The organism is Streptomyces sp. CG 926 (genome assembly GCF_003148825.1).
Taxonomy (GTDB): domain Bacteria; phylum Actinomycetota; class Actinomycetes; order Streptomycetales; family Streptomycetaceae; genus Streptomyces.
Genome location: NZ_QGGZ01000010.1, coordinates 79,318 through 103,908, shown reverse-complemented (window position 1 = coordinate 103,908; position 24,591 = coordinate 79,318). Strand labels below are relative to the sequence as shown.

The following is a 24,591-nucleotide window of genomic DNA, read 5'->3' as shown; positions in this document are numbered from 1 at the left end:
CGCCCGCCGGTTCAGCCGACTGGCCGAAGCAGCGGCTCGGTCCGGGTCAGGCCGAGACGGCGGTCACCCGGCCGGACGCGATGGCGTCCACCAGACGCTGGTGGTCCCGCTCGTTGAGGTCGGCGTAGCTCTCCGCGAACCGCACCAGTGCCTGGTCGAAGACGTCACCCCGGCCCAGGTACGCCGCGATGGCGATCCGGTCGCCGGACCGGGCGTGCGCCCGCGCCAGGGTCACACCGCAGAGCGAGGCGAAGACCCGCATGCCGCGCGGCACCATCCGGGCGGGCTCCGCGATGCCCTTCCAGTCGCGCAGCTGACGTACGTAGAAGTCCCGTTCGACGTCGTCGAGGCCCTGGGTCTGCTGCCAGCCGAGGAAGATGTCGCTCGCGGCCTGCATCAGCCGCTGGCCGGCCACGACCCGCTCGCCGCCGGTGGCGTACTCGCTGGGCCCCGCGTAGGCGGCGAGCACCGAGTCACCGGCCTCCTTCGCCTGCAGGATCAGCGGGTCCTCACCGTCGCGGCCCAGCAGCAGGACGATCCAGCAACGCGTGCCGACACTGCCGACGCCCACCACCTTGCGGGCCATGTCGACGATGGAGTACTGGTGCAGCAGGTGCTTGCGGTCCGTCTGCAGACTGTCCCCGTACCGCCCGACGACCTCCCGGATCTGGTCCTCGAGCGCCTCCCGATCCCCACTCGCCAGCAGATCGGAAGCCGGTGTGATCAGCTGTGGCACGGCGGCGAATCGGCGCCGCCCGTCGACCACCTCGGTGAGCTTCTCGAACGCCTGCAGGCTGTCGCGCCCGCGCGCCTTGCTCAGTGCCTCGGACACGTTCTTGCGGCCTCGGGTGTGGAGCGCACCCTCCGCCACCGCCTGGAGCTGCGCCTCGTCCACCCTCGCGTACCAGACGTCGAGGGTGCGCATCCCCGCGAACGCGCGCATCTGCTCGCGGTAGCCGCGGACCCCCGACGTCACGATCTCCGCCCGCTCGCGGTCGGAGTAGCCGTTCTCCCGCCCGGCGATGACCAGGCTGGTCGCCAGCCGCTTGACGTCCCATTCCCACGGCCCGGGCAGCGTCTCGTCGAAGTCGTTGATGTCGAACAGCAGGTTCCGCTCCGGCGAGCCGAGCAGCCGGAAGTTCAGCATGTGCGCGTCGCCGCACAGCTGGGCCCGGATACCCGAGTCGGGGGTGCCGGCCAGGTCACCGGCCATGATCGCGGCGGCGCCCCGGTAGAAACGGAACGGTGACTCCGCCATCCGGCCGTAGCGGATCGGTACGAGCTCCTGCAGTCGGGTGGCCGACTGCCGCTCGATGACGTCCATCGGATCCGCCCGGTGGGACGACGGCTCGAAGTCTCCGTGGGCGGATCTCGGGACGGCCGTCCGGGCCGCCCGGCCCTTCGCGGCCCGGTCCTCGGAGGAGAGCCGGGGACCACCACCCGCCGCGGTACTCGTCGTGGCCGCGGTCGTGTCGCGCTTCGTCATCGTCGTTGACCTCCCGGCCACCAGGGCCCCTGTCTCTCAGCATGGCACCGGCCCCGCACCGCTGCCCCACGGACGCCCGTACGGTTGCTCAGGGACTCTCCTGTCGCAGCCCGACCGGCCCCGGGCTGCCCAGCCGCCGGGCCAGGTACGGCTCCTGCGCCAAGGCCGCGCCCAGGGTGATACCGATGGCGATGGCCACGCACAGCACGATCAGCCACGACAGGATGACGAACACCGAGCCGGTGGATCCGTACGTGGCGAGCGACCGGTTGAGGGCGATCGGCATGTAGACCCGCGCGCCCAGCGACAACGCGGTCACCGCGGCGGCCGTGATGAGCGCACCCGGCAGCAGAGGGGGCCAGCGGATCACCCCGGCCAGCAGCAGGTGCTGGCTCCACCACCACGCCGCCGTCTGGACGAGGAGCGTGAGGGGGATCCCGAGCCACAGGCCGAGCCCGAACCCGTCGCGCACCGGACCCTGGAAGATCAGCAGGACCATCCAGGCGAGGATCCAGGCGAACCAGCGCCAGATCACGATCCGTGTCCCGCCCCGCGGGATCTGCCAGGCGCGCCGGCACAGCCGCTGCATGGCGCGGCTCACCGCGGTCGCCGACAGCAGCACGATCACGGCGCCGACCGCCCCGACGGCGTTGCGGATGTCCTCCTCCCCACTGCCGTCGAACACGTCGCTCAGCTGATCGCTCGCCGCACCGGTGAGCCCGAACGTCGTGCGTACGGAGGACACCATCTGGTCCCGTACCCCCGACGGGGCGAACGAGGCGACGACGAAGAGCAGGGGCACGGCGGTCAGGAAGCACTGGGCGGCCAACCGGGTGGCGGAGTCGAAGATGTTCACGCCGACCATGCGCTCCGTGACATGGGTGATCACGGGGAACCGGGTCTCGGCCCGCGCCTGCGTCCGTTTGGCGGCCGCGGCCAGCTCACGGGAGCGCTCGCGCCACCGTGCCTGGCGCTCCGACCACATCAGCGGCCCGCAGCGGCGTGCGGCACGGACGGCGGACGCCGGGTCGTCGTCATGGCGGCCTCCTTCGTCTGCGTCCAGGTTGGTGGACACCGGCGGAGGCGGCATCTCGATGGGCAAAAGGTGTCGGAGCCCGGCCCGGTGCGTAGTGTCGTATGTCGTCGCACGATTGGGGCGCCATGGTCCTCGACCTCATGCTCATCGCGCTGGCCATCGCCCTCTACCCGCTGCCGCTGATGGCGTTCATCCTGGTGGTGTCCTCCTCCAGGGGCGTGTGGAAGGGGCTCGCCTTCATCCTGGCGTGGCTGGCCAACCTCGTCGTGGTGATCGCGATCGTGCTGGCGCTGACCGGCGGCGAGCCTCCGTCACCCCGTTCCCCGCCCGGCGTGGCCGCCCTCGCCCTCAAGCTGGCGATCGGGGTGGGACTGGTGGTCTACGGAGCGCGCCGCTACCGCCGCATGAAGAGCAAGGCCGCCCGGGACGCCACCGCGAAGCCCTCCCGGGTCGAGGTCGGCTCCGTGTGGGCCGCCGCGGGCCTGGCCGTGCTGATCCAGCCGTGGGGCATGGTCGCGGCGGGCGCGACGACCGTCGTCGAGGCCGACACCTCGCACGCGACCACGTTCATCGCCCTGTTCGGCTTCTGTCTGCTCGCCAGCGCCGGCCTGCTGGCCGCCGAGCTGTACATGGTGTTCGCACCGGAGGCCGCCCAGGACCGTTTGCTGCGGATGCGCGCGTGGATGGAGGGCCACAAGGACGAGGCCATCGTGTTCGTCTGTCTGCTGCTCGGGCTGTGGCTGACCGCGCAGAGCATCTACGAGCTGACCTGACCGGCGGACGGTCCGCGGGACCGGTCAGACGTGCGGGGGAGCGGGCAGCGTGCTGGAATGAGTAGACCTTCCCCCCTCTCCGACAGGAGCTGCCATGAGCAGCGAGACCGAGCCGCGAGCCGACTTCGGCGACATCGAGGAACTCGGCCCGGTCGACTACATCGTGGTCGAGTTCCCGGGCAACCGTATGACGGGCGAGGGTTTCCCGATCCTCGTCGACCTGGTCGACCGGGGCATCATCCGCATCTTCGACTTCGCCTTCATCCGCAAGGAGGCGGACGGCACGGTGACCGCGCTGGAGCTCCAGGACCTCGGCGGCGAGATCGATCTCACCGTGTTCGAGGGCGCGTCGTCCGGCCTGCTCGACGGTGACGACATCCAGGAGGCCGCCGCCGCCCTGGACCCCGGGAGTTCGGCCGGGGTCATCGTCTACGAGAACACCTGGGCGGCGCCGTTCGCCCGGGCCCTGCGCCGCGGCGGAGCCCAGCTCGTGGCCGCGGGACGGATTCCCGTGCAGGCCCTGCTGGCGTCGCTGGACGCCTTGGAGGACCCGCCCGCCGGAGAGTGAAGCCCTCACAGCCTGGAGATGAGCATCATGCCCGGACTCCTTCGCGGGGTCGCCCGCACCGCCGTCATCGCGGGCACCGCCACCGCGGTGTCCAACCGAGTGTCCCGCCGCCAGGGCGGCCGCTGGGCGCAGCAGGAAGCCCAGCAGCAGCAGGCCCAGGAGGCCCAGCAGCAGGCGGCACCGCCGCCGCCCCCGCCGCCCGCCGCGGCGCCGGCCGACGACATGACCACCAAGATCGAGCAGCTGAAGCAGCTCAGCACCCTCAAGGAACAGGGCGTGCTGACCGAGACGGAGTTCGCCGAGCAGAAGCGCCGACTGCTGGGCTAGGGCGTCCAGCGAGGCCCGGCCGGCACGCCCGGCACGGCCCGGTACCTCGTTCGTCGACCCCCAGGTGTCTCAGGCGACGACGCGCAGGCGCGTCACGCCCGGGTCGACCGCGCCGCGGACATGGCCGTTCGGCGCGGCCGCGGTCCGCTGCAGGAACCGGACGGCCTCGGCGGTGATCACTTCGCCCGGCAGGACGTTGGGGATCCCCGGCGGGTACGCCGCCAGGGTGTCGGCGGAGATCCGTCCGACCGCCTCCTCCGCGGCCACGACCAGGGCCGGACTCAGGAACGCCGCGCGGGCGGTCAGCTTCGTGGCGCCGGGGGCCGGCAGCCGAAGCATCTCGGTGGTGCCCGCGCCGGCGGCGGAGCCGACGCCGACACCCACCGGTTCGGCGGTTTCGGCGCTGAGCGGTGAGGGCAGGGCGTGCAGCGCCTCGACGAACCGGTCCGTGTCCGGGACAGACCCCGCGCCGATCACGGCGACGATCGCCGCGTCGGTCGCCACCTCGACCATGATCTGGTGGTCCCGGAAGAGCCGGCGCCGCGCCTCGTGGCCCGTGATCCCGCCGGTCCGGGTGTCGATCGCGATCCGCAGCGGATCCGCCGCGACGATGTCGGGGAAGGCGTGGAACCTGTCGCTCACCACCCCGAAGCGGTCCAGCGCGCGGACGGCGCCCCGTACCCGGTCCGCCGCCGCGACCGAGCCGCCCGTCGCGGCGGCGTCGCTGACCAGGCTCCTTCGGGCGAGGTCGAGCGACGCGGTCAGCAACGCGCTCGCGCTGGTGGACTGCACGAGCCGGAAGGCCCGGTCCACGAGGGGTTCGAGCAGGTCCGCGAACGGGCCCTGCGCGAGGTGGAGCATCGCCGACTGGGTCAGGCTGCCCGCCAGCTTGTGCGTGCTCGACGTCGCCAGGTCCGCGCCCGAGGAGAGGGCGTTCGCGGGAAGAGCGGGGTGGAAACCGAAGTGCGATCCCCATGCCTCGTCGACGATCAGCGGTACCCCCGCGGCGTGCGCGGCGTCCGCGATGGCACGTACGTCGGCGACCGCGCCGAAGTAGCTCGGGGAGACGATGTACACGGCGGCCACGTCCGGTGTCCGTTCGAGCGCTTGCGCCACGTCGGTGGCGGTCACGCCGTGGGCGATGCCCTGCTCCGGGTCGACGGACGGCTGGACGAAGACGGCGTCCAGGCCCGACAGCACCAGCCCGTCGATCACGCTGGAGTGCACACTGCGTTGCACGACGAGCGTGCGCCCGAGGGCGGGGGCGACCATGGAGGCGATCTGGTTGCCCTGCGAAGCCCCGTTCGTCAGGAACCAGGTGCGGCGCGCGCCCCAGGCCTCGGCCGCCAGTGCCAGCGCCCTGTCCAGGGGGGTGTCCGTGCCGAGGTCGACGCCGTCGAGCAGGGGCGGGAAGTCCAGGGCCGGGATGCGCGAGCCGAAGAAATCGGCGAGATCCGATCCGGGGGCCGCGGCATGGCCGGGGACGTTCAGCCTGAGCCAGTCCCGTCCCGCATGGCCGAGGACCGCCTCGGCGTACGGGGCACACGACTGACCGTCGTCAGCGAGGCCGGGGGCGGGAGCGGGAGCGAGGGAGGGGGTGGAGAAGGGGGTGGGGGTGCGGTGATCGGTGGTTCTCGTGTTCACCCCCGGAGCGTGACAGCCGTCGAGCCATCGAGGAACGGTGGACTTTTCGTTACCCCTCCATACGATGTCTATATGCTCGACGTCCGGCAGCTCCAGGTACTCCGCTCCATCGCGCAGGAGGGATCGCTCGCCGCCGCCGGCCGCGCCCTGCACTACAGCCAGCCGACGATCACCCACCATCTGGCCGCCCTGGAAGCCCACTTCAACGCCCGGCTCGTCCAGCGCGGACCGCGCGGCGCCACCCTGACCGAGCTCGGCGAAGCCCTGCTGCCGCACGCCGAGGCCGTACTCGACCGCCTGCGTCACGCCGAGTTGGAGGTACGCAACCTCGCCGAGCGCGGCATGCGCACCCTCCACATCGGAACGTTCCCCACCGCGGGCGCCCTCCTGTTGGCGCCCGCGGTCAAGCGCCTCCATCAGCAAGGCGTCCACATCTCGCTCACCGAGGGCGAGCTCCCCCTGCTGCTGCGCGGGCTGCGCGCCAAGGAGCTCGACGCCGCACTCGTCTTCTCGCAGCCGGGCGACGACCTCGACCTCGACGAGCACTTCGAAGTGCACCCGCTGCTGTCCGATCCGCTGCTCCTGGTCATGCCGCAGGACCACCCCTGCGCGTCCCGGGACCAGGTCTCCCTCGGCGAACTGCGGGACACGGCGTGGGTGGGCGCCTCGGACCCGCACGATCCCTGCGACCGTGTGCTGGCATGGGCGTGCGGTCAGGAAGGGTACGAGCCCCTGCACGTGATGCGCACCGACGACTACGCGGTGGTCCAAGGCCTCGTCGCCGCGGGGACGGGCGTGGCCCTCGTCCCGCGGCTCGCCCTGGGGCCGCCCCGCCCCGACCTGGCCGTACTGCCCCTCACCACACCCGCGCTCGCCCGGGAGATCAGCGTCGCCGTCCTGCGGTCCACCTCGGCCGGCGCCGCCCAGGAACTGATCGAGGCGCTGCGGGAGCAGGCCGCGCTGATCACGGCCCGCTGGGCGCAGGCCTGACCCCCCGGCACGGCTCAACCGGCGACGCGTCGGCGGTCATTGGGCGGCGGCGGCCGTCCCCGGCCCCGTGCGGGCGTCGAGGATCGCGGCCGTGAAGCTCGCGAGCTGAGCCCGCAGTTCCTCGCGGGGTACCTCCTTCTCGCCGGCCAGATACGCGATCAGATCGGCCCGGGTGGCCGCGAGCAGTGCGTGGGCGGTGAAGTCGGTGTCGGCCGGGCCGGGGACGAGCCGCAGCAGGTCCCGGAGCAGGGTGTGCCAGTGCTCGTAGTGCTCGGTCCGGTAGGGACTGTCGGCTCCGCTTCCCTCCAACGCCAGGGCGAGGTGGCGGTTGTCGAGCTTGAAGCACAGCAGGGCGTCGAGCAGGGCCGGTACGCGCAGGGGCGCCGGTGTGGCCGGGCCCAGCGGTTGCGGGCCCCGCTCGACCGCTTCCGTGATCGGTTCGAGCCGGGCCTGGTACAGCGCGCGGATCAGCCCGTTGCGGTCACCGTAGGCGCGGAACAGCGTCGCCTTGCCGACGCCGGCCGCCGCGGCGATGTCGGCCATGGTCACTTCTTCGGGACTCGCGCACCGGGCGAAGAGGGTGTCGGCGGCGGCGAAGACGGCAGCCCGGTTACGGACCGCGTCCTTGCGCGGCTTGCGTTCGACGGTCATCGGAGTCCCTCCGGTTTGCGATACGGACCGGCGGTCCGTATCTTTCGGGAGAGAGAAACGGACCGTCGGTCCGTATCGTAGTGGACGGAGAACCGTCGTGCCCACGACCACCTCACCCTCGGATCTGTACCGCCACAGCCTCCGCCTGCTCCTGGAGAAGGACATCGACTCCTGGGTCGGCCTGTGGGCCGAACACGGAGTCATGGAGTTCCCCTTCGCGCCTGCGGGGTGGCCCCGGCGACTGGAGGGCCGGGAGGCCGTCGCCGCGTACATGAGCGACTACCCCGACCACATCGACCTGCACGACTTCCCGGACCTACGGATCCACGAGACCGCCGAGCCGAGCACCATCGTGGTCGAGATGCGTGGAGTGGGCCGACTGGTCGCGACCGGGAATCCCTTCGACATGACCTACATCGCCGTCGTGACCGTCCAGGACGGGCGGTTCACCTCGTACCGCGACTACTGGAACCCCCTTGCCGTCCAGGAACCCGCGGCGGCCTTCACCACGCATCCCACCAGGAGCAGCGCCCGATGACCGCCACCGCCCGTACCGCACCTGACGCCCCCGGCACCCCGGCCAACCCGGCCACCGCGGCCACCTTGGTCATCGGCGCGACCGGCACCACCGGCAGCCGCACCACGGCCCACCTCGTCGCCGCCGGCCGGCGCGTCAAGGCCGGCAGCCGCCGGGCCGCACCGGTGCGGGGCGCCGAGCCGGTCCGCTTCGACTGGTACGACCCGACGTGTTTCGGCGCCGCCGTCGCCGGCGCCGACAGCGTCTACCTCGTACCACCCGTCGGCGATCCGGACCCGGCGGCGGTCATGCTGCCCTTCCTCGACCGGGCCCGCGCCGCCGGCGTGCGCCGCGCCGTACTGCTGAGCTCCTCGGCGATCACCGAGGGCGGCCCGGCGGTCGGACAGGTGCACGCGGCCCTGCCCGGCCTGTTCGACGAATGGGCGGTACTGCGTCCCTCCTGGTTCATGCAGAACTTCACCGGCAGCCACGCCCACGCCGACAGCATCCGCGCCGACGGCGTCATCCTGACCGCGGCCGGGACGGGACGCGTCGGATTCGTGGACGCCGACGACATCGCCGCGGTCGCGGCCCGCGCGCTCACCGACGATCGCGCGCCCGACACCGACCTCGTCCTCACCGGACCCGAGGCACTGAGTCACGACGACATCGCCGCGGTCCTCACCGAGCTCTCCGGCCGCCAGGTGGTCCACCACCGACTGACCTACGAGGCGATGCGCGACCGTCTGGCGGCGGCCGTTCCGCCGGCGTTCGCCGCGATGCTGGCCGGGATGGACCGGGCCATCGCCGAAGGAGCCGAGGACCGCACCACGGACACTGTCCACCGTCTCACCGGCCGCCCGCCCCACGCCTTCCGGACGGTCGCGGCCCGGGAACTCACCGCCCACCCGGCCCGGCCGGACATCCTCTAGGCGGTGTGGTCGAGGATCGCGGCGGCGACGGTCGGCCGGTCGGCGGGGTCGATGCCGTGCCCGGCGTCCTGCAGAGCCAACAGCCGCGCCCCGGGGATCCGTTCCGCGAGGGCCTCACCGTGTCGGAGCGGGAACATCGGATCGGCGGTTCCGTGGATCACCAGCGTGGGTACGGCGATCGAGGACAGCGGGGCCCGCGGGAGCTCGCCGTCCGTCAGCGAGTCGTGGTTGCCGGCCGCGTCGAAATCGTGCGCGCGCTCGACATCGCGGCGGACGAGGACGCGGACGGCGGCCTCGTCGAACGGGCGCCGCCCTCCCGCGAGCACGCGCGCGTACGCCACCTGGTGGTCGATCACCGAGTCGGCGTCCGACCGGTCGACCCGGGCGGTCGAGGCGAACCAGGCGAACTCCTCGGTCGGCGGGGGCAGGTCCGAGGGCAGGTCACCGTCGTCGGGCACGGCGGGGGAGGTGCTGATCAGGACGAGCGAGAGCACGCGCTCGGCGTGGTCGAGCGCGAGCGACTGCGCGAGGGCCCCGCCGGCGGAGACGCCCACCACGTGCGCGGCCGGGATCCCATGGGCGGCGAGCACCCGGACGGCGTCGGCGACCAGGTCCGCGCCGGTGTACCCGGGGTGGCCCGGCTCGTAGGTGACCGACCGGCCCGTGTCCCGGTGGTCGTAGCGGATCACGAACCGCCCGCCCACGGCGAGCATCCGGCAGAAGTCCTCCTCCCACCAGAGCATCGAAGCCCCCAGGCCCATGACGAGCAGGACGGGCGGATCCGCCGGATCGCCGAAGGACTCGGTGCACAGCTCAACGCCGTCCACCTCGATCACGCGCTCAGCCATCACCGCACCTCCTCGCCCGTCCCATCATGCCCACGTACGGGCGGCATGGGTCAGTCGGAAGGCCCCGCAGCCGCGGACAGCAGTACGTCCACGAGCCGGTCGGCGGCGTCCGGCCGCCCGTACGCACGGGCCCGCGCCGCCATCGCCGTCCGCCCGGCGGGGTCGGTCAGCAGCGGACCGACCGCCTCCGCGAGGGTCCGCCCGGTGACCTCACCGAGCAGAGCCACCGCGGCCCCCGCATCCGCCAGGTGCCGCGCGTTGTGCGCCTGCTCGTTCCCGGCCGAAGTGGCCAGCGGCACGAAGACGGCGGGCTTGCCCAGCGCGGTCAACTCCGCCAAGGTCCCCGCCCCCGACCGGGACACCACCACATCGGCGAGCGCCAGTACGTCCGGCAGCTCCGGCCCGACGAAGCCCGTCAGGTGGTAGCGGCCCGCCAGGAACGGATCGAGCGCCGCGGCGGCGGCCCGCAGCTCGTCGACGTTGGCGGGCCCGCACTGGTGGATCACGTTCGCGTGGCCCAGCAGCCACGGAAGCACCTCCCGCACCACGCCGTTGATCTGCTGGGCGCCCTGCGCCCCGCCGGTGACGTAGACGGTGGGAAGACGCCGGTCGAACCCCGTCAGGTTCAGATCGTGCACCGCCTTGTCGGGGTGCCCCGTCAGGATCTCGGGCCGCACCGGGTTCCCGGTGACCACGGCCCGGTCGCGCACCTCGGCCGGGAGCAGCGGCAGGGACGACTCGGAGGACACCGCGATCCGCGTCGCCGATCCGGCCAGCTTCCGGTTGGCCAGCCCCAGCCGGACCGTCTGCTCGTGCAGGACCAGCGGGCGCTTGCACAACCGGGCGGCCAGCCCCGCCGGAACGGCCACGTACCCGCCCGTCGCCAGGACCACGTCCGGCCGGAACTCGGACACGACCGTACGGGCCTGGGCCACACCGAGCGGTACCCGCGCCATGTCCTTGACGTTCGCCGCCGAGAGCATCTTCAGAGGATTCGCCGACCGGCGGATCTTCCCGGTGGCCACCGTCCGGAACGCGATGCCCTCCGCCGGGGCGACACGTGCCTCCAGACCGTCCGCGGTTCCGATCCACAGCACGTCGAGCGTGGCGCCTTCGGCCGCGAGGCGGTCACGCAACGTGCGGACCGCTGTCAGAGCAGGGTAGGTGTGACCGCCGGTCCCACCGCCCGTCACGAGCAGGCGGAAGGGACGGGGGTACGAGGAAGCGTCCATCCGGCAACCCTACTGTCCGTTCCACCCATGGCCTCCGATCGGGTCGGGGCACCGGCGAAGGGCCCCCGACCGGCTCGCCGGCGCAGCGCCCGGACGGTCCCGAATTCGCCCGGACAGCCCAACGGGCGCGGCCTTCGGTGGACGCCTACCCTGAAACGGCACCCCGCCGACACGCCCCTGGTCCCGCGGTCAGGGCCGGCGCGGCCGGCTCAGTTCAGCACCGAAAGGCGGTTCCGACATGGCCACCAGGTCTGACGCTCCCGTTCTCGACACGCTCGCCGCGATGACCATCGACTCCATCGAGCACTGCGGCATGGACGAGAAGACTCTCATCACCACACGCATAGCCGCCCTCGTCGCCATGGACGCCCCGGCCATCTCCTACCTCGCCCACATCAGCCCCGCGGTCAAGGCCGACTTCACCGTCGAGCAGTTGCAGGACGTGCTCGTCGCGATCGCCCCGGTCGTGGGCACCGCGCGGGTCATGTCGGCCGCCGGCCACATCGCCCAGGCGTTCGGCGTGGCCATAGCGATGCTCGAAAGCGAAGCCGAAGCCATGGCCAACGCCGAATCCGAGAGCCGCCACAAGGCGTCCTGACCCTTCCCCCGGCCTTCCCTCTCCCCGACCGGGGTCGTACTGTTCGCTCGACGATCGGTCACGTCGGTCGACTCTCGGGCCCGGTCCAAGGGCGGCGGTGCTGGGGGCTGCCTCGGCCACAAGACACAGCTCATGGAGGTCGGTTCAACCGTGTGGACCGAAGCCGTTGCGGCCCTGCCCGGCACAACCCTCTGCCGGCCTCCCGTATCGGAGGCGGCGCTGCTCCGCTGCGCGACACTCCTCGGCCATGCGGTGCCCGCGGATCTCGCCTCCCTGCTGCGTGAGAGCAACGGCATCGAGGACGAGTACGGTGACGGGCTCATCTGGTCCGCCGAGAGCATCACGTCCGAGAACCGGAACCTGCGCGGGGATGTCGCGTTCAGCACCCTCTACATGCCGTTCGACCCGCTGCTCTTCTTCGCGGACGCGGGGAACGGAGACCTGTTCGCGCTCCTTTCCACGATCGATCGGCCCGATGTCTTCGCCTGGAACCACGAGGACGACAGCCGCACCTGGGTGGCACCGAGCCTCACGATGTACCTCGAATGGCGGCTGACAGGGAAGATCGAGCTGTAGCACCTCCCCTGTGGCACCTGCTCTGTGAGCGGCCGGGGTGACGGACGGGACGCCTGGGCGTTGTTCCGGGCATGACCGAAGACCTGCTGGACGTGCTCCTCGACGGGGTGACCGAACCGCGCCTGAAACTGCTGAGCGGGGACGAGGCGAGAGCCTTGATGGTCCTCCTCGGGGCGCTCGACGACGACGCGCAGCCGGCGGAGGTCCGTCAAGCCGCGGGCGAGATGCGCTTCCGTATCGCGTCCCGTCTGGCCCTGCCGTTGTAGGGGGCCGAGGGTCGGTGCGTATGCGGCGGCGGAGCCGGGTCCGCCGCCGTACGTCGGTTCCACGCCGGTCGATCTACGGTGTCGAGCGGTGCGCGGTGGTCGTGACGTCCCCGCCGCCGGCCGGCGGCTCCGGGTGGGCCGTCACCAGTTCCGGTTCCAGGCCCTGGGCGGGTGTGGTGCGGGGGCGGCCGATGTCGCCGCGCCACGCCTCGAAAGCCAGGGTGGTGGCGGTGACCACGGCGAGGCCCAGCAGCCAGCCCCCGACCACGTCGCTCACCCAGTGCACGCCGAGCGCGACCCGTGTGCCGCCGACGCCGAGGACCGCGGTCACGGCGAGCGCCCAGGCCGCCGGCCGCCACGCGCGCGGCACCAGCGGGAGCAGGACCAGCAGCAGCACGGCGCAGGAAGTGGTGGCCGTCATGGCGTGCCCGGAGGGGAAGGAGAAGCCGGGCGCCTGGGAAACCGGGTCGGGCAGGTGCGGCCGGGCGCGCTCGACCGCGTTCTTCGCCAGCAGGCCCACCAGGCCTCCCGCGACGGCGGTCACGGCCGCCCAGGCGGCCAGCCGTAGCGCCCGGCGCCACAGCAGCCACACCACCACCGCAGCCACCAACAGCCGCATGGTCAGCGGCCCCCAGGCGACGTGCGTGAGGAATTCGAGTGCCCGGACCCAGGCGGGGTGGTCGAGTGCGGTGCGGTGCAGCCACTCGGCCGCGCCCTGGTCGAGGCGGCGCAGCGGCGGCCACTGCGACTCCACCAGGACCAGCGCCAGCGAGAAGGGCACGGCCGCCAGCGCGGTCGCAGCCGAGGTCGCCACCAGCCGCACGCCGAACCGGGCGTCGGGCCCGGTCCGCCCCGACACCAGCCGCGCCGGCAGCCGCCACAGCCGGGGTCGGGGCCGAGGCCGAGGTCGGGTCCGGGGTCGGTCGGATCGCTGCGTCATGGTCGGTGGAGTTCCTTTCTCCGTACGGTGGGGCAGGGGCCGGCGGTCCCGTGGGCCGGTGCCTCAGCTCCCCGGGTCCGCCGTGACCGGCTCGGCCACACCCGCCCGTACGGCTTCCAGTTGGGCGGCGAAGGACAGCCCCAGGAAGAGGGCGAGCGAGGTGAGGTAGGACCACAGCATCAGTGCCATGAAGGCGCTGAGCGGCCCGTACACGGTGGTGAAGGAGCTGTCGGCCCCGACGTACAGGCTCAGCGCCGACGTCGCGCCGAGCCACAGCACCAGGTAGACGGCGGCGCCGAAGGCGAGCCAGGTGTAGCCCGGCTGGGTGCGGCGCGGGGAGCGGCGGAAGACGACGCTGGTGGCCACCACGGCCAGCAGGATGCCCAACGGCCAGCGCAGCACGTCCCACGCCCGGTGCGTGGTCGGTCCCAGGTGGTACACCTCCGTCATCGCGAGGCTCAGGTCGGAACCGAGCACCGTGACCGAGAAGGCGAGCCCGAGGGGCAGCCCCGCCGACAGGGCCATCACCAGTCCGCGGGTGTACTTGTGCAGGAACGGGCGGTCGCGCTCCACGCCGTAGATCCGGTTGGCACCGCGCTCGACCTGGCACATGCCGGTGGTGACGTTGGCGATCGAGAAGAGCAGACCCAGCCAGAGGGCCACCTCGCCGCCGTCCCCGGCCTGGCGGCGGCTCTCCCGCAGGGCGTCGTCCACGACGCCCTCGCTGGGACCACTGACGAGCCGGCGGATCGTCAGCTCCGCGATCCGCCCGATGTCCTCGGTGTGCAGGACGCCCGACAGGCCGATGAGCGCGATGGCGAGCGGCAGGATCGCGAGGACCGTCTGGAGGGCGAGAGCCCGGGAGTGGCTGAACCCGTCGGCGTACCGGAACCGGACGAAGGAGTCCCGTACGAGGTTCCAGCCGCCGTAACGGCGCAGCGCGGCCCACGCCTCCTCGGCGGAGAGCTCCTCGCCCTGTATTCGCAGCTCGGCCTCCGCTGCCTCGACTTCGCTGCGCTGCGGTACGCGCGTGGCGGTGCCCATGTCAGCGCACTCCGTCCGGTCGGCGGGTCCGCGCGGGAGGACGGCCCGCGCGTTGAACGCCGTGGGGCTCCCCGAACCTGGCAGTGCACCCGTACCCGTCAGGCTCCCCGGCCGCATCGGTTGCCCCGGCCGTATCGGCTGCCTTGACCGTCCCGGTTGCTCCGACCGTCCCGGTTGCTCCGACCGGATCGCCCTCCCCGGGGTTGGGCAGCCAGACGCGCAGCGCGCCCGGCTCGACCTCGGCGGTCAGCCGGGTTCCGGCGGCGAAGGCGTCCCCGTCGAGCTCGCGCGGCTGGGGTCGGGCGAAGCGCAGGTCGATCCGCTCGGCGCTGAAGTACTCCAACGCCCCGCCCGCCGCCCGCCGGTCCCGGCCGGCGGAGAGGCGTGGCCCGGACGTCCGCGTCGCCGAACGGGTCAGGAGGTGCCTGCCCGCCGCGAGCCAGCCCGCGACACCACGCGGATCGAGGAGCACCACCTCCAACCGGCCGCTGTCGGGGCGGGCGTCCGGCAGGAGGGGCAAACCGCCCTGCAGGGAGCCGACGTTGCCGAGGACGACCATGCGGGCCCGCCGCTCCAGCGGGGCGCCCCCGTCGAGCCGGATCGTCAGACGCATCCGCGGATCGCCGAGGTGGCGCAGGGCGGAGAGTACGTACGCGGCCCAGCCCAGGCGCTGCTTGAGCCGGGCGGAGGCGTCCCGGACCATGGCGGCGTCGAACCCGGCCCCGGCCATGACCGTGAACCGGGTCGGCGCGAGTCCGTCACCGTGGATCCGGCCCAGGTCGATTCCGACGGTGGCCCCGGCCAAGGCCTCCCGCAGGGCCGTGTCGGGATCGGAGGGCAGTCGCAGGTTGCGGGCGAGGAGGTTGCCGGTGCCGCAGGGGACGATCGCCAGCGGGATCGCGCCGCCGGACAGCACGTCGGCGCAGGCCCGTACGGTGCCGTCGCCTCCGCAGACCACCACCAGGGAGGTGTCCGCCTCGGCCGTGCGGGCGGCGAGTGCGCCCGCGGGCTCCTCGGCGCTGGTCGAGGTCCACGCCTGGTCCGTGTAGCCGTGGTGGCGCAGCAGGGCCCGCACCCGGGCGGCCGTCCCGTCACCGCAGCCGTGCGGATGGCGGACCACCACGGCCCGGCGCGGCCCGGCGGGAGCGTCGGCGGAGACCTGTTCCGGGACCGGCGTGGCGGCCTGGGCGTCGTCCGGGTTGCTCCGGGGCGTGGGGAGGCCGGCCGAGGTCCTCGTACCGGGCGTGGACAGGAGCAGCACGTACGCCATCACCAGCAGGGTGCACCCACCGTTCAGCAGCCCCACCACGACGTCCGACGGGTGGTGCATGCCTCGGTACAGCCGGGAGGCGGCCACGGCCGGCGGGATGAGCAGGAGCAGGCCCACCACCAGAGCGCGCTCGGCGCCGCGCAACCGCCGGGCCGCGAGCACCGCGAGTCCACCGAAGAGCGCCGTGGCGGCTCCGACGTGCCCGGAGGGGAAGCTGGAGGTCGGCGGCGCCGCGTCCAGGTGGCTCACGTCGGGCCGGGCCCGGCCCACCACCATGGTGACGAGCAGGAAGACGGCGGACTGAGCAGCCACGGACCCGGCCAGGAACGCGGCATCCCGCCACCGGCGGAGCCGGGGCACCCCGGGGAGGAGCAGCAGGGCCAGCACGGCGACGAGCGTCAGCGTGACGATGCTCCGGGTGGAGGCCAGCAGGGACATCCCCTCCGAGAGCGCGGTGGCGAGGGCCTCTCGCCGGTCCGCCAAGGCCCGGTTGACGCCGTCCTCCACCGAGAGAGGCCATCGGTCTGCCAGTGGGCCGGTGACCAGCAATCCCAGACCGGCGACCGAGGCCGCCTGCAAGGGAAGCAGCAGGAGGAGGCGGCCGGATCTCACGCCTGCGGTGTGTGCGTTGCTCATGGCCGACGTGTTGCCCGACCCGGCCCGGTCATGCGTCCCACCGCCGCTTCGACCATGGGCAGGCTCCGGTTCGACCATGGGCAGGCCGCGGTAGGAGGCGGACGCGGCCGCCGTTCCGGGGGCGCCCGGACGTCCGACGCCGACAGTCGGGGTGGATCCGGCCGGATGGACGGGCGGGGTTTGGGCAACAGCGGGCCATGGCCGTTCTCCGAAAGCTCGCCCGTCCCCTGCTCGCCGCCCCGTTCGTCACCGGCGGACTACGCACCCTGCGCCGCCCCGAGACCGCCGCGGAAGCGGCCCGACCCGTCATCCAGGAGATCGGGAAGCGCATCCCGGCCCTGGCCGGAGATCCGCTGCAGCTGGCGCGCGTCACCGGCGCGGTCCAGGCCGCGGCGGCTCTGATGTTCGCGACCGGACGTGCCCCACGCCTGAGCGCACTGACCCTCGCCGCCACGCTCGTGCCGACTTCCCTCGCCGCACATGCCTTCTGGACGGTGGAGGACCCCGACGAGCGCGCGCGGCAGCGCGCCGACTTCCTGACCGACCTCGCCTCGCTGGGCGGGCTCCTCATCGCCGCCGCCGACACGCACGGCAAGCCCTCGCTCGTCTTCCGCTCCCGGCACGCGCTCGACCGCCGGCACCCGGTGGATGCCGTCCGCCGCCCCGTCGAAGCAGCGGCGGTGCGTACGGTCCACCGGGCCAAGGGGGTCGCAGGCTCCCTCACCGGCTCCCGCTGAGCCCCGACCGAACGGCGAGGAGGACCACATGGCGGACGCCGCCCGTCGCAACGCCCTGCGGATACCCATCGGCCCGCTGCTCCGGCCGAATGCGCTGCGCCCCCGCTTCCTGGCGGAGATCCTGGCCGGCGTCGCCCGGAGCGCCCGGCGCACCCGTCGCCCGGCTGTCACCCCGACCTGCGCACGCGCCGCCGAGCACCGGTCGTTCTCCGGCGGGGAGATCGGTTCCGGAGCGGGTGTCACGGGCGAGTCGAGGTGTCGGGACACCTCTACGGGCGCCGCCGCCGGCCGGCGCGAGCGAGCCCATGAGGCGGTCGCGTCCCGTACCGCCGGCCCCGATGACCTCGCCGCCCTGCTCGCCATGCTGGACCTGCGGACCGGGCCGGACGAGAGGACGGTCCGGCCCGAGGACGACTGAGGAACCGCGCTCACGGACGTGACCTTCGCGGGCGGACCGACACCTGAGGACGAACCGTCGGTGCATCGACCCCCGTTCCGCGCCGGGCTGAGGATCGCACCCACCCAGCGGGGTGGGTGCAACGCCCGAGGCCCCTGACCGGTCCCGGGGTGGGGTCCGGCAGGGGCTGATCGGTCGGGCGCCGTGGCGCTCCGTGCTGTGGGGTTCTACTTCGGTGCCGGTGCCGGTGCCGGTGCCGGTGCCGGGGCGGGGGCCGGGGCGGGTGCCGGCGCGGGTGCCGGGGCGGCGGGCTTTTCGGGCTTGTGTTCGCAGTAGACCTTGCCCTGGTAGAACTTGCAGCCGGGCATGTTCTCGACGTCGCGGACCTTGTTCTTCTTGCCCTGGTGCTTCTGGTTCTTCTTGTCCTTGTCGTTGTGTCGTTGGTTGTTCCGGTGGTCGTTCTTGGTGTGGTCGACCTGTCCGGTGGCGGCGTGCTGGGTCGTCGGTGCGGTGGTGGTGGCGGCGAAGGCGCTGGTGGGGATCAGCGTGCCACCTCCGACGATCGCGGCCGAGACGGCGAGCATCGCGTATCGCTGCTTCCGGGAGGTGCGGACCATGGGAGTGACTCCTGTGTGAGGTGGTGGGGGGAGGGGCTCGGTTCCAGAGACTGTGGGGCGGTATGTCCCGTTTTGCTCTCTGGTTAAAAGGCTGACCCCGGGACTTCATGAAGCTGTCCGCCGACTGTCACAGGCGCGTGACAGCCCCCCGCGCCTCCCGCTCAGGACGGCAGGGAGGAGTACCGGCGCCAGTCCGGGTCCAGGCGGTCGGCGAGTCCGGCGGCGGTGAAGGCCGCTTCCAGGTCGTCGTGACCTTCGGTGAAGTGGGCCCAGCTGTCGCAGTGGACGGGGACGACGCGGCGGGCATCGAGGATCTCGGCGGCCTCGGCGGCCTGGGGGCTGTCCAGGACGATCAGCCCGCCGTCGAAGAGGGCGGGGAAGCGGGGGGCTCCGGCGAAGAGGATCGCGGTGTCCACCGGGGCGAAGCGTGCGGCGATCTCCTTGACCGCGGTGAGGGACGCGTTGTCCCCGCTGATGTAGAGGGTGGGCAGGCCTTCGCCGGTCAGGACGAAGCCGACGACGTGGCCGAGGACCGGTTCGACCTCCTCGCGCGCGCCGGGTCCGTGGACGGCGGGTACGCCGGTCACGGTCACCGTGCCGCCGTCCGGGCGGTCCAGTTCGACGGATTCCCAGTCGGCCAATCCCTTGGCCTTCCCGCCGAGGCGCTGTGCGCCGCCGGTGGTGGTGAGGGTGAGCGGGACGTCCGCGAGCAGGGCCCGGCCGGAGACGTCGAGATTGTCGGGGTGCTCGTCATGGGAGAGCAGGACCACGTCGATGGGGCCGAGGTCGCCGGGGGTCGAGGTGGAGGGCGCGGTCTTGGTCAGGGTCACGCCGGGCGCCGGGTAGTCGCCGGGGGCGTCGAAGGTCGGGTCCGTCAGGAAGCGCAGGCCTCCGTACACGAAGAGGGCGGTCGGGCCGCCGAGAACACGAACGGGGAACTGGTCCGTCGATGTGGATGCGGGTACAGAAGGCATGGGAGTGACACCTCACGGATGGATTCGGATGAACCGTGAGACGACCGTAGCGGCTTCTCACGGATAGCTGCAAGGCGTACCATGAGGAATGTGAAGGAGCCCGCGATGGAAGAGCCCGTCCCGCCCCCCGCCCAGGGCGAGGAGGAGCACATCTCCCTCGCGCTTGCCAACAGCGCCGTCGCGCGGCCCGGCGGGCACACCGTCGACCTCTTGGGGACCCCTGATCGGGCGAACCGCTGGCTGACGGAACGCGGTCTCGCCCCGGTCGACGCCGGTATCCAGGAGATGTGCACGACGCAGCTGCGCTCACTGCGCGAACAGGTCAGGTCATTGTTCGCGGCCCGTGTCGCGGGCCTCCCGGCCCTCCCCGCCGCCGTGAGGGCCGTCAACGACGCGATGACCCGCGTCCCCACCGCGCCGCTGCTGCAGTGGGACGACAAGAACGGCCCCTACCGCGCCGCGCCCCACCCCACCACCGCGATCCTCGATCACGCCCTGGCCGCTCTCGCCGCCGACGCCGCCGACCTCCTCACCTCCCCGAACGCCGAACGCCTCACCGCATGCGGTTCCACCCCTTGCAACCGCTACCTCCTCCGCCAGGGCCGCCGCCACTGGTGCTCCACCCGCTGCGGCGACCGAGCCCGCGCCGCCCGCGCCTACGCCCGCCGCAGCGCGACCGGGACGCAATGACGCCGCTGGGCCGAAGCGCCGTGCCGGGCTGCGCGCGCATACGCCGTCCGGGTCTGCCCTGGGAGCCCGGGGTGTGCTGGAAGGCTCCGTCCGGCGTTCCCGGGCGATGATCCGTTACGGAACATGCCGGCGTCCGGCCGCTCGGCGCCTCTTGCCGTAGGGGTTCGGCGGCCAATCCTGAAAGGCCCCGCTATGCGTGCTTACGTCATCGACGCCTTCGGTGATACCCCGAGCCTCCGGGAGATGCCCGTTCCGGACCCCGGGCCGGGCGAGGTACAGATCAAGGTGCGCGCGGCGGGGGTCAATCCGCTCGACTTCAAGACGGCCGGCGGAGAGCTGGCCGGCTCGGGAGCCGAGTTCTCCTTCCCCCTCACCCTCGGCTTCGACGTCGCCGGCACGGTGACCGCAGCCGGTGAGGGCGCCGACTTCACCGTCGGCGACGAGGTGTTCGGCCTGGTGTGGCCGCGCTCCTTCGAGCACGGCTCGTTCGCCGAATACATGACCGCCCCCGGGCAGGCGGCCCTCGCGCTGCGCCCCGAGGGCCTGGACCCGGTGTCAGCCGCGGCGCTGCCGATGACGGGCGGGACCGCGCAGAGCGTGGTGGACTGGCTCGGCCTGACCGAGGGGGAGAAGCTCCTGGTGGTCGGTGCGACCGGAGGCGTGGGTTCCTATGCGCTGCAGATGGCCGCGGACCGTGGTGCCCACGTCATCGCCGTCGCGGCCGCCGCGGACCACGAGTACGCACGCTCCCTGGGCGCGGCCGAGACCATCGATCACCGCACCACCGATGTCGCCGACGCCGTCCGCTCCGCCCACCCCGACGGCATCGACGCCGTTGTCGACCTCGCCGACGACGCCGAGACGGTCGCCACCCGTATCGCACCTTTGTTGCGCGACGGCGGCCGGCTGCTCAGCACGGTCTTCGCCACCGATCCCGACGCTCTCGCCGCCCGGGGAATCAGGGCGGTGAACTTCGCCTACCGCGCCACCGGCGAGGACATGGCCCGTCTCGCCACCGGGGTGACGGCGGGCGGCCTGCGCGTCGCCGAGACCCGCGACTACCCCCTCGCCTCCATCGACGAGGCCCGCACCGCCCTCCTGCACGGGCACGTCCGCGGCAAGCTGGTCATCACGACCTGACAGCTACCGGGTCATGGTGGTGATCTCCCCTGATTCTTCGCGCCGGAGCGCCGGAGCGCCGGAGCCGCGAGATGCTCGCGGCTCCGGCAGTCGGCCCCGGGGGGAGGGCCGTTTCGGGTGAGCGGTGGTGGACGCGGCGGGGCGCGCCGCATCCCCGCTCAGGGTCAGCCCGCGGAACCGTCCAGGGTGCTGTCGGGGATCCAGGACCCGTGGAGTCCGGCGCTGACGCGGTGGGGGAGATGGACGGTGGCGATCCGGTCGAGGCCGGAGGCGTCCAGGACCAGGAGTTGCGAGGCGTTCTGCTTGAGGTCGGAGACGACGGTGAGGAGGTAGCCGTCGTCCTCGCGGGTGGTGTCGGCGGCGGGGACGAAGACGGCTTCGCTCGGCATGCGGGCGTCGCCGATCTGGTGGATGCGGCGCGCGCCGGTGGTGCGGTCGTACTTGACGATGCCGTAGCCGCCGAAGCCCTTCTCGTCGGGGAAGGAGATCGCGTACTGGTAGCGGTTCTCGGCGCCGAGGTAGTCCTCGTTGATGGTGGGGAACTCGACGGGAAGGTCGTCGATGATCTGCTCGTCGACCGTGCCGGCGGTCAGGTCGAGCACCCAGCGGCGGGTGTAGGAGCGGGTGACGGGCTCGCTGCCGCGCTCGGGGGCGCCGATCCACCAGTTCCAGGAGAGGCGGAAGCCTTCCCGGTCGACGGTGGGGCCTTCCAGGACGATGCGGCCCTGGCCGTCCTCGTAGGCGTTGGAGACGTGGAGCATGTTGCCCGGCTCGATGGAGAACCAGCGGGTGTGGCGGGCGCCGTTCTCGCCGCGGGGCATGACGCCGATCCGGGAGGGCTGGTGGTCGCTCCAGCTGTACGGGATGCCCGAGCTCTCGGTGTGGTCGAAGGTGACGTTTCCCTCGACGAAGACGACATGGCGGCGGGTGATGGCGAAGTCGTGCTTGAGGGAGGCGGTCGCTCCGGGGACCTCGGCGCTGTGCGTGATGGCGCCCTTGGTGTCGGCGACGTAGTGGGTCAGGAACGGCGGGAAGGGCGAGGAGCCGAAGAAGTGCAGCTCGCCGGTGACCGGGTCCTCCTTGGGGTGTGCGGTCATGGCGGTGCGTAGTTTTCCGTCGAAGTCGTAGGCGCCGACGGTGTCGAGGTCGGGGGTGAGTTCGAAGGGGAGGTTGGCCTCGCAGAGGGCGAGGAGGCGTCCGGCGTGTTCGATGACGTGGGTGCCGGCTGCGCTGGCGGTCAGGTCGGGGCCGTGTTCGGTCATGTACGGGGCGCCGTCGAGGGCGGGGGTGTGGACCCAGCGGTTGCGGTACCACTCGGCGCGTCCGTCCCGCAGGCGGATGCCGTGGACCATGCCGCTGCCCTTGAACCAGTGCGTCGGGGTGACACCGGGCTTGGGGTTGTGACCGTTGCGCAGCAGCCGACCGGTCAACTCGGGGGGCAGCGTGCCCTCGACGGTGAGGCCGGTGGCGGAGACCTCCTCGGCGACGGGGGTGTAGTGGCCGGTCAGGTACGGAGGGGTGGTCGTCATGGCGGGAATCTCTCTCGTGGATGCGTGGATGCGTGGATGCGTGGATGTGCGTACGCGCGGAGCAGGTGGTCGCGCGGATAGGTGTGTGCGGGGCGGCGCGGATGTGGTGCCTGGTCAGACGGGCTGCTCGGCCCGGACCTTGAGGTGCGAGAGCCAGCCTTCGAGCGAGTCGTGGAGGGCCTTGCCGAGTTCGTCGACCTCGGCGTCGACGGGCGCTCCGCTCCAGGACTCCTCGGTGTGCACGACGACGCCGGCGTCGGACTGTTCGAAGGCCCATACGTGGACGCCGACGATGCCCGCGACGGTCCCGCCCCACACGATCCGCTTCCCCGGAACCAGCTCCTGCACGGTGGAGGTGATGTCCAGGCCGTGGGTGAGCCAGCTGAAGGAGCTGCCGGGCACCAGCGGCCCGTCGACGATCGTCCGGTCGATGTCCGTGTTCCAGGCGGGCCAGGCCGCCACATCGGTGTGCAGCGCCCACACGGTCGTGAGCGGGGCGTCGATCACGGTGCTCAGGCGGACGATCACGGGGGCGGTCTCGTCGATGGTGACCATGGGGCTACTTCCTGTCTGGAGGAGATCTGTCGGTGGTGCGGCGGGTAAGACTGACGGCCGGTGCGGCTGTCGCTCGGCTACCGGTCCTGCGGGACAGGCGGGATGCCGACCGGTCGGGCGCCGGCACCGGTGCCGGTCGCGGTACGCGCCCCGGTACGGCGGGTCAGGAACAGCGCGAGGAGTGCGGTGGTGGCGAGGATGGCGGCGGAGACGGTGAAGGCGGCCTGGTAGCCGGCGGTGAGGGCGTCCAGGGGTGGCCGGTCGGTGGTGGCGTGGGCGGTGACGGAGCCGGCCAGGGTGGCGAGGGCGGCGAGTCCGACGGCGCCGCCGACCTGGCGGGTGGTGTTCACCAGGCCGCCGGCGAGGCCGGCGTCCTGGCGGGGTACGCCGTCCACGGCGAGTGCGGTCAGTTGCACGAAGGCGATGCTCAGGCCCAGGCCGACCAGGACGCTCGGCCCGAGGACGTCGACGAGGTAGCTCCCGTCCGGCCGCATCCGCGACAACCACAACAGACCGGCGGCCTCGGTCAGCAGAGCCGCGGTCACGGTCGCGGTGGCCCCGATGACTCGGGCGATACGCGGAGCGAGAGCAGAGCCGATCATGTGCGCCAAGGCGAGCGGGAGTTGTCCTACCCCGGTGAGCAAGGGGCCGGATCCCAGAACCTGTTGCTGGTAGAGCGGCAGGAAGAAGAACAATGCGATCCATACGGACCCCAGCAGCGCCATGAGTACATTGCCCACGGCGACCTGACCGGCGCGGAGCAGCCGCGGTGGTACGAGCGCGTTCGGCCGGCGGCGCTCGATCACGGAGAAGGCCACGAGCAGTACGGCGGCGGCGCCGAGGGAGCCCAGCACCCGGGCGTCCGTCCAGCCGGCGTCGCGTGCCGTGGTCAGCCCCCACACCAGAGCGGTCAGGGCGAGGGTGACGGCGAAGGTGCCCAGCAGATCGAACCGCCCGTGCTCCGCCGCGCCTTGCCGCTCGCCTTGCCGTCCGGACTCCGCTTCGGCGTCCCGTGGCACCAGCGCCACCACGGCGGCCAGCACCACCGCCGATCCGAGGGCCACCGAGTGGAAGATCCAGGGCCAGCCCCACGCCTGGGTGAGCAGACCGCCCAGCAGCACGCCGCCCGCCGCTCCCGCGCCGGAGACCGCTCCCCACACGCCCAGTGCCCTACCGCGCCCGGGGCCGGGCGGGAACCGGTCCATCACCAGGGCGAGCGCGGCCGGGGCGATCGCGGCGGCGCCGACACCCTGCACCGCACGGGCGGTGATCAGCACGCCGGAGGAGGTGGTCAGGCCCGCCACCACCGAAGCCAGTGCGAACAGGGCGAGCCCGCCGACCAGTACCCGGCGGCGGCCGAGGAGGTCGGCGACCCGGCCACCCGCCAGGAGCAGCGCCCCGAACGCCAGGCCGTACGCATTGACCACCCAGGTGGTCCCGCCGTCCGACAGTCCCGCCCCGGCTCGGATCTGCGGCAGCGCCACATTGACGATCGAGGTGGCGAGCATGACGGTGAACTGGGCCGCGGCGAGCGCGGCGAGCACCGCTCCCGGCCCGGGGACCCGGCCTGGCGCTCGGCCCGTCTGCGTGAGTGCAACGTTCATGCCGCACAGACTCG

27 protein-coding genes are annotated in these 24,591 nt (G+C 72.6%); 13 read left to right on the top strand and 14 right to left on the bottom strand.

Going from position 1 to position 24,591, the window contains the following annotated elements; all coding sequences use genetic code 11:
* Window positions 1-46: 46 nt before the first annotated feature.
* Window positions 47-1,486, bottom strand: a complete 1,440-nt coding sequence (locus tag BCL76_RS25665) for a DUF2252 domain-containing protein (RefSeq protein WP_109781757.1) — start codon at window positions 1,484-1,486, stop codon at window positions 47-49.
* Between the two features lie 88 nt (window positions 1,487-1,574).
* Window positions 1,575-2,561, bottom strand: a complete 987-nt coding sequence (locus BCL76_RS25660) for a YhjD/YihY/BrkB family envelope integrity protein (RefSeq protein ID WP_258309901.1) — start codon at window positions 2,559-2,561, stop codon at window positions 1,575-1,577.
* An 86-nt stretch (window positions 2,562-2,647) separates the two neighbouring features.
* On the opposite strand from BCL76_RS25660, the gene BCL76_RS25655 reads away from it, so the two are divergent.
* The 3 genes from BCL76_RS25655 to BCL76_RS25645 all read left to right on the top strand — a co-directional run bounded on the left by BCL76_RS25655 (window position 2,648) and on the right by BCL76_RS25645 (window position 4,190).
* Complete coding sequence (locus BCL76_RS25655) at window positions 2,648-3,295, top strand: GAP family protein (RefSeq protein ID WP_109781756.1); 648 nt, start codon at window positions 2,648-2,650, stop codon at window positions 3,293-3,295.
* Window positions 3,296-3,389: 94 nt separating this feature from the next.
* Entirely contained in the window at window positions 3,390-3,863 is a 474-nt protein-coding gene (locus BCL76_RS25650; RefSeq protein ID WP_109781755.1) for a DUF6325 family protein, read from the top strand.
* A 27-nt stretch (window positions 3,864-3,890) separates the two neighbouring features.
* The gene (locus BCL76_RS25645) at window positions 3,891-4,190 is read left to right on the top strand and encodes an SHOCT domain-containing protein (RefSeq protein ID WP_109781989.1); all 300 of its coding nucleotides are present in this window, start codon (window positions 3,891-3,893) and stop codon (window positions 4,188-4,190) included.
* A 69-nt stretch (window positions 4,191-4,259) separates the two neighbouring features.
* On the opposite strand, the gene BCL76_RS25640 is transcribed toward BCL76_RS25645, so the two are convergent.
* A complete protein-coding gene (locus tag BCL76_RS25640) occupies window positions 4,260-5,834 on the bottom strand; it encodes an aminotransferase class I/II-fold pyridoxal phosphate-dependent enzyme (protein ID WP_258309900.1) in 1,575 nt (524 codons plus the stop codon).
* A 72-nt stretch (window positions 5,835-5,906) separates the two neighbouring features.
* Here BCL76_RS25640 and BCL76_RS25635 point away from each other — a divergent pair, with 72 nt between their 5' ends.
* Window positions 5,907-6,824: a LysR family transcriptional regulator gene (locus tag BCL76_RS25635; RefSeq protein WP_109781754.1), complete on the top strand. Its 918-nt coding sequence runs from the start codon at window positions 5,907-5,909 to the stop codon at window positions 6,822-6,824.
* A 36-nt stretch (window positions 6,825-6,860) separates the two neighbouring features.
* Here the strand turns inward: BCL76_RS25635 and BCL76_RS25630 are convergent, their stop codons facing one another.
* Entirely contained in the window at window positions 6,861-7,475 is a 615-nt protein-coding gene (locus tag BCL76_RS25630) for a TetR/AcrR family transcriptional regulator (RefSeq protein ID WP_109781753.1), read from the bottom strand.
* Between the two features lie 97 nt (window positions 7,476-7,572).
* Between BCL76_RS25630 and BCL76_RS25625 the strand changes: the two genes are divergently transcribed.
* Window positions 7,573-8,013, top strand: coding sequence for a nuclear transport factor 2 family protein (locus tag BCL76_RS25625; RefSeq protein WP_109781752.1), 441 nt, complete (start codon window positions 7,573-7,575; stop codon window positions 8,011-8,013).
* Window positions 8,010-8,924 (top strand): NAD(P)H-binding protein, encoded by a 915-nt coding sequence (locus BCL76_RS25620; RefSeq protein WP_109781751.1) that lies wholly within the window; start codon window positions 8,010-8,012, stop codon window positions 8,922-8,924. The genes BCL76_RS25625 and BCL76_RS25620 overlap by 4 nt, the downstream gene beginning before the upstream one ends.
* Here the strand turns inward: BCL76_RS25620 and BCL76_RS25615 are convergent.
* Both BCL76_RS25615 and BCL76_RS25610 read right to left on the bottom strand, forming a co-directional pair.
* On the bottom strand, window positions 8,921-9,772 hold the full coding sequence (locus BCL76_RS25615; protein WP_109781750.1) for an alpha/beta fold hydrolase: 852 nt from the start codon (window positions 9,770-9,772) through the stop codon (window positions 8,921-8,923). The genes BCL76_RS25620 and BCL76_RS25615 overlap by 4 nt on opposite strands.
* A 50-nt stretch (window positions 9,773-9,822) precedes the next feature.
* Window positions 9,823-11,004, bottom strand: coding sequence for a UDP-N-acetylglucosamine--N-acetylmuramyl-(pentapeptide) pyrophosphoryl-undecaprenol N-acetylglucosamine transferase (locus BCL76_RS25610; RefSeq protein ID WP_109781749.1), 1,182 nt, complete (start codon window positions 11,002-11,004; stop codon window positions 9,823-9,825).
* Between the two features lie 238 nt (window positions 11,005-11,242).
* Here BCL76_RS25610 and BCL76_RS25605 point away from each other — a divergent pair, with 238 nt between their 5' ends.
* The 3 genes from BCL76_RS25605 (at window position 11,243) to BCL76_RS25595 (ending at window position 12,444) form a co-directional block, all read left to right on the top strand.
* Window positions 11,243-11,602, top strand: coding sequence for a hypothetical protein (locus BCL76_RS25605; protein WP_030732855.1), 360 nt, complete (start codon window positions 11,243-11,245; stop codon window positions 11,600-11,602).
* A 132-nt stretch (window positions 11,603-11,734) separates the two neighbouring features.
* The gene (locus tag BCL76_RS25600) at window positions 11,735-12,178 is read left to right on the top strand and encodes an SMI1/KNR4 family protein (RefSeq protein ID WP_258309899.1); all 444 of its coding nucleotides are present in this window, start codon (window positions 11,735-11,737) and stop codon (window positions 12,176-12,178) included.
* Between the two features lie 71 nt (window positions 12,179-12,249).
* Window positions 12,250-12,444 carry a hypothetical protein gene (locus BCL76_RS25595; protein ID WP_109781747.1) on the top strand — a complete coding sequence of 65 codons (195 nt, stop codon included), beginning with the start codon at window positions 12,250-12,252 and terminating at the stop codon, window positions 12,442-12,444.
* Between the two features lie 73 nt (window positions 12,445-12,517).
* Here the strand turns inward: BCL76_RS25595 and BCL76_RS25590 are convergent, their stop codons facing one another.
* From BCL76_RS25590 to BCL76_RS25580, 3 genes are all read right to left on the bottom strand, one after another.
* Window positions 12,518-13,384, bottom strand: a complete 867-nt coding sequence (locus BCL76_RS25590; RefSeq protein WP_109781746.1) for a phosphatase PAP2 family protein — start codon at window positions 13,382-13,384, stop codon at window positions 12,518-12,520.
* Between the two features lie 63 nt (window positions 13,385-13,447).
* On the bottom strand, window positions 13,448-14,428 hold the full coding sequence (locus tag BCL76_RS25585; RefSeq protein WP_109781745.1) for a YihY/virulence factor BrkB family protein: 981 nt from the start codon (window positions 14,426-14,428) through the stop codon (window positions 13,448-13,450).
* A 1-nt stretch (window position 14,429) separates the two neighbouring features.
* Window positions 14,430-16,334, bottom strand: coding sequence for a diacylglycerol kinase family protein (locus tag BCL76_RS25580; RefSeq protein WP_109781744.1), 1,905 nt, complete (start codon window positions 16,332-16,334; stop codon window positions 14,430-14,432).
* A gap of 197 nt (window positions 16,335-16,531) precedes the next feature.
* Here BCL76_RS25580 and BCL76_RS25575 point away from each other — a divergent pair, with 197 nt between their 5' ends.
* Together BCL76_RS25575 and BCL76_RS25570 are read left to right on the top strand one after the other, a co-directional pair.
* A complete protein-coding gene (locus BCL76_RS25575; RefSeq protein WP_109781743.1) occupies window positions 16,532-17,071 on the top strand; it encodes a DoxX family protein in 540 nt (179 codons plus the stop codon).
* 28 nt (window positions 17,072-17,099) lie between these two features.
* On the top strand, window positions 17,100-17,489 hold the full coding sequence (locus BCL76_RS25570; RefSeq protein WP_181382729.1) for a hypothetical protein: 390 nt from the start codon (window positions 17,100-17,102) through the stop codon (window positions 17,487-17,489).
* Window positions 17,490-17,695: 206 nt separating this feature from the next.
* Here the strand turns inward: BCL76_RS25570 and BCL76_RS25565 are convergent, their stop codons facing one another.
* Together BCL76_RS25565 and BCL76_RS25560 are read right to left on the bottom strand one after the other, a co-directional pair.
* Window positions 17,696-18,085, bottom strand: a complete 390-nt coding sequence (locus tag BCL76_RS25565; RefSeq protein ID WP_109781741.1) for a hypothetical protein — start codon at window positions 18,083-18,085, stop codon at window positions 17,696-17,698.
* Between the two features lie 161 nt (window positions 18,086-18,246).
* Complete coding sequence (locus tag BCL76_RS25560; protein ID WP_109781740.1) at window positions 18,247-19,059, bottom strand: MBL fold metallo-hydrolase; 813 nt, start codon at window positions 19,057-19,059, stop codon at window positions 18,247-18,249.
* Window positions 19,060-19,140: 81 nt separating this feature from the next.
* Between BCL76_RS25560 and BCL76_RS25555 the strand changes: the two genes are divergently transcribed.
* The gene (locus tag BCL76_RS25555) at window positions 19,141-19,749 is read left to right on the top strand and encodes a CGNR zinc finger domain-containing protein (protein ID WP_109781739.1); all 609 of its coding nucleotides are present in this window, start codon (window positions 19,141-19,143) and stop codon (window positions 19,747-19,749) included.
* Between the two features lie 192 nt (window positions 19,750-19,941).
* A complete protein-coding gene (locus BCL76_RS25550; RefSeq protein WP_181382728.1) occupies window positions 19,942-20,889 on the top strand; it encodes an NADP-dependent oxidoreductase in 948 nt (315 codons plus the stop codon).
* A 164-nt stretch (window positions 20,890-21,053) separates the two neighbouring features.
* Here BCL76_RS25550 and BCL76_RS25545 read toward each other — a convergent pair whose 3' ends face one another.
* The 3 genes from BCL76_RS25545 to BCL76_RS25535 all read right to left on the bottom strand — a co-directional run bounded on the left by BCL76_RS25545 (window position 21,054) and on the right by BCL76_RS25535 (window position 24,577).
* Window positions 21,054-22,418, bottom strand: coding sequence for a carotenoid oxygenase family protein (locus tag BCL76_RS25545; protein WP_109781737.1), 1,365 nt, complete (start codon window positions 22,416-22,418; stop codon window positions 21,054-21,056).
* Window positions 22,419-22,532: 114 nt separating this feature from the next.
* The gene (locus BCL76_RS25540) at window positions 22,533-22,973 is read right to left on the bottom strand and encodes an SRPBCC family protein (RefSeq protein ID WP_109781736.1); all 441 of its coding nucleotides are present in this window, start codon (window positions 22,971-22,973) and stop codon (window positions 22,533-22,535) included.
* A gap of 77 nt (window positions 22,974-23,050) precedes the next feature.
* Window positions 23,051-24,577, bottom strand: a complete 1,527-nt coding sequence (locus BCL76_RS25535; protein WP_109781735.1) for an MFS transporter — start codon at window positions 24,575-24,577, stop codon at window positions 23,051-23,053.
* Window positions 24,578-24,591 lie beyond the last annotated feature (14 nt).

Bases quoted from the DNA above. Each gene is read 5' to 3' on its own strand.
- BCL76_RS25610 (WP_109781749.1), bottom strand. From the start codon at position 11,004: ATGGACGCTTCCTCGTACCCCCGTCCCTTCCGCCTGCTCGTGACGGGC.
- BCL76_RS25595 (WP_109781747.1), top strand. From the start codon at position 12,250: ATGACCGAAGACCTGCTGGACGTGCTCCTCGACGGGGTGACCGAACCG.
- BCL76_RS25575 (WP_109781743.1), top strand. From the start codon at position 16,532: ATGGCCGTTCTCCGAAAGCTCGCCCGTCCCCTGCTCGCCGCCCCGTTC.
- BCL76_RS25620 (WP_109781751.1), top strand. From the start codon at position 8,010: ATGACCGCCACCGCCCGTACCGCACCTGACGCCCCCGGCACCCCGGCC.
- BCL76_RS25645 (WP_109781989.1), top strand. From the start codon at position 3,891: ATGCCCGGACTCCTTCGCGGGGTCGCCCGCACCGCCGTCATCGCGGGC.
- BCL76_RS25550 (WP_181382728.1), top strand. From the start codon at position 19,942: ATGCGTGCTTACGTCATCGACGCCTTCGGTGATACCCCGAGCCTCCGG.
- BCL76_RS25565 (WP_109781741.1), bottom strand. From the start codon at position 18,085: ATGGTCCGCACCTCCCGGAAGCAGCGATACGCGATGCTCGCCGTCTCG.
- BCL76_RS25605 (WP_030732855.1), top strand. From the start codon at position 11,243: ATGGCCACCAGGTCTGACGCTCCCGTTCTCGACACGCTCGCCGCGATG.
- BCL76_RS25560 (WP_109781740.1), bottom strand. From the start codon at position 19,059: ATGCCTTCTGTACCCGCATCCACATCGACGGACCAGTTCCCCGTTCGT.
- BCL76_RS25615 (WP_109781750.1), bottom strand. From the start codon at position 9,772: ATGGCTGAGCGCGTGATCGAGGTGGACGGCGTTGAGCTGTGCACCGAG.
- BCL76_RS25570 (WP_181382729.1), top strand. From the start codon at position 17,100: ATGGCGGACGCCGCCCGTCGCAACGCCCTGCGGATACCCATCGGCCCG.
- BCL76_RS25655 (WP_109781756.1), top strand. From the start codon at position 2,648: ATGGTCCTCGACCTCATGCTCATCGCGCTGGCCATCGCCCTCTACCCG.
- BCL76_RS25635 (WP_109781754.1), top strand. From the start codon at position 5,907: ATGCTCGACGTCCGGCAGCTCCAGGTACTCCGCTCCATCGCGCAGGAG.
- BCL76_RS25650 (WP_109781755.1), top strand. From the start codon at position 3,390: ATGAGCAGCGAGACCGAGCCGCGAGCCGACTTCGGCGACATCGAGGAA.
- BCL76_RS25600 (WP_258309899.1), top strand. From the start codon at position 11,735: ATGGAGGTCGGTTCAACCGTGTGGACCGAAGCCGTTGCGGCCCTGCCC.
- BCL76_RS25580 (WP_109781744.1), bottom strand. From the start codon at position 16,334: ATGAGCAACGCACACACCGCAGGCGTGAGATCCGGCCGCCTCCTCCTG.
- BCL76_RS25540 (WP_109781736.1), bottom strand. From the start codon at position 22,973: ATGGTCACCATCGACGAGACCGCCCCCGTGATCGTCCGCCTGAGCACC.
- BCL76_RS25630 (WP_109781753.1), bottom strand. From the start codon at position 7,475: ATGACCGTCGAACGCAAGCCGCGCAAGGACGCGGTCCGTAACCGGGCT.
- BCL76_RS25555 (WP_109781739.1), top strand. From the start codon at position 19,141: ATGAGGAATGTGAAGGAGCCCGCGATGGAAGAGCCCGTCCCGCCCCCC.
- BCL76_RS25590 (WP_109781746.1), bottom strand. From the start codon at position 13,384: ATGACGCAGCGATCCGACCGACCCCGGACCCGACCTCGGCCTCGGCCC.
- BCL76_RS25585 (WP_109781745.1), bottom strand. From the start codon at position 14,428: ATGGGCACCGCCACGCGCGTACCGCAGCGCAGCGAAGTCGAGGCAGCG.
- BCL76_RS25665 (WP_109781757.1), bottom strand. From the start codon at position 1,486: ATGACGAAGCGCGACACGACCGCGGCCACGACGAGTACCGCGGCGGGT.
- BCL76_RS25545 (WP_109781737.1), bottom strand. From the start codon at position 22,418: ATGACGACCACCCCTCCGTACCTGACCGGCCACTACACCCCCGTCGCC.
- BCL76_RS25535 (WP_109781735.1), bottom strand. From the start codon at position 24,577: ATGAACGTTGCACTCACGCAGACGGGCCGAGCGCCAGGCCGGGTCCCC.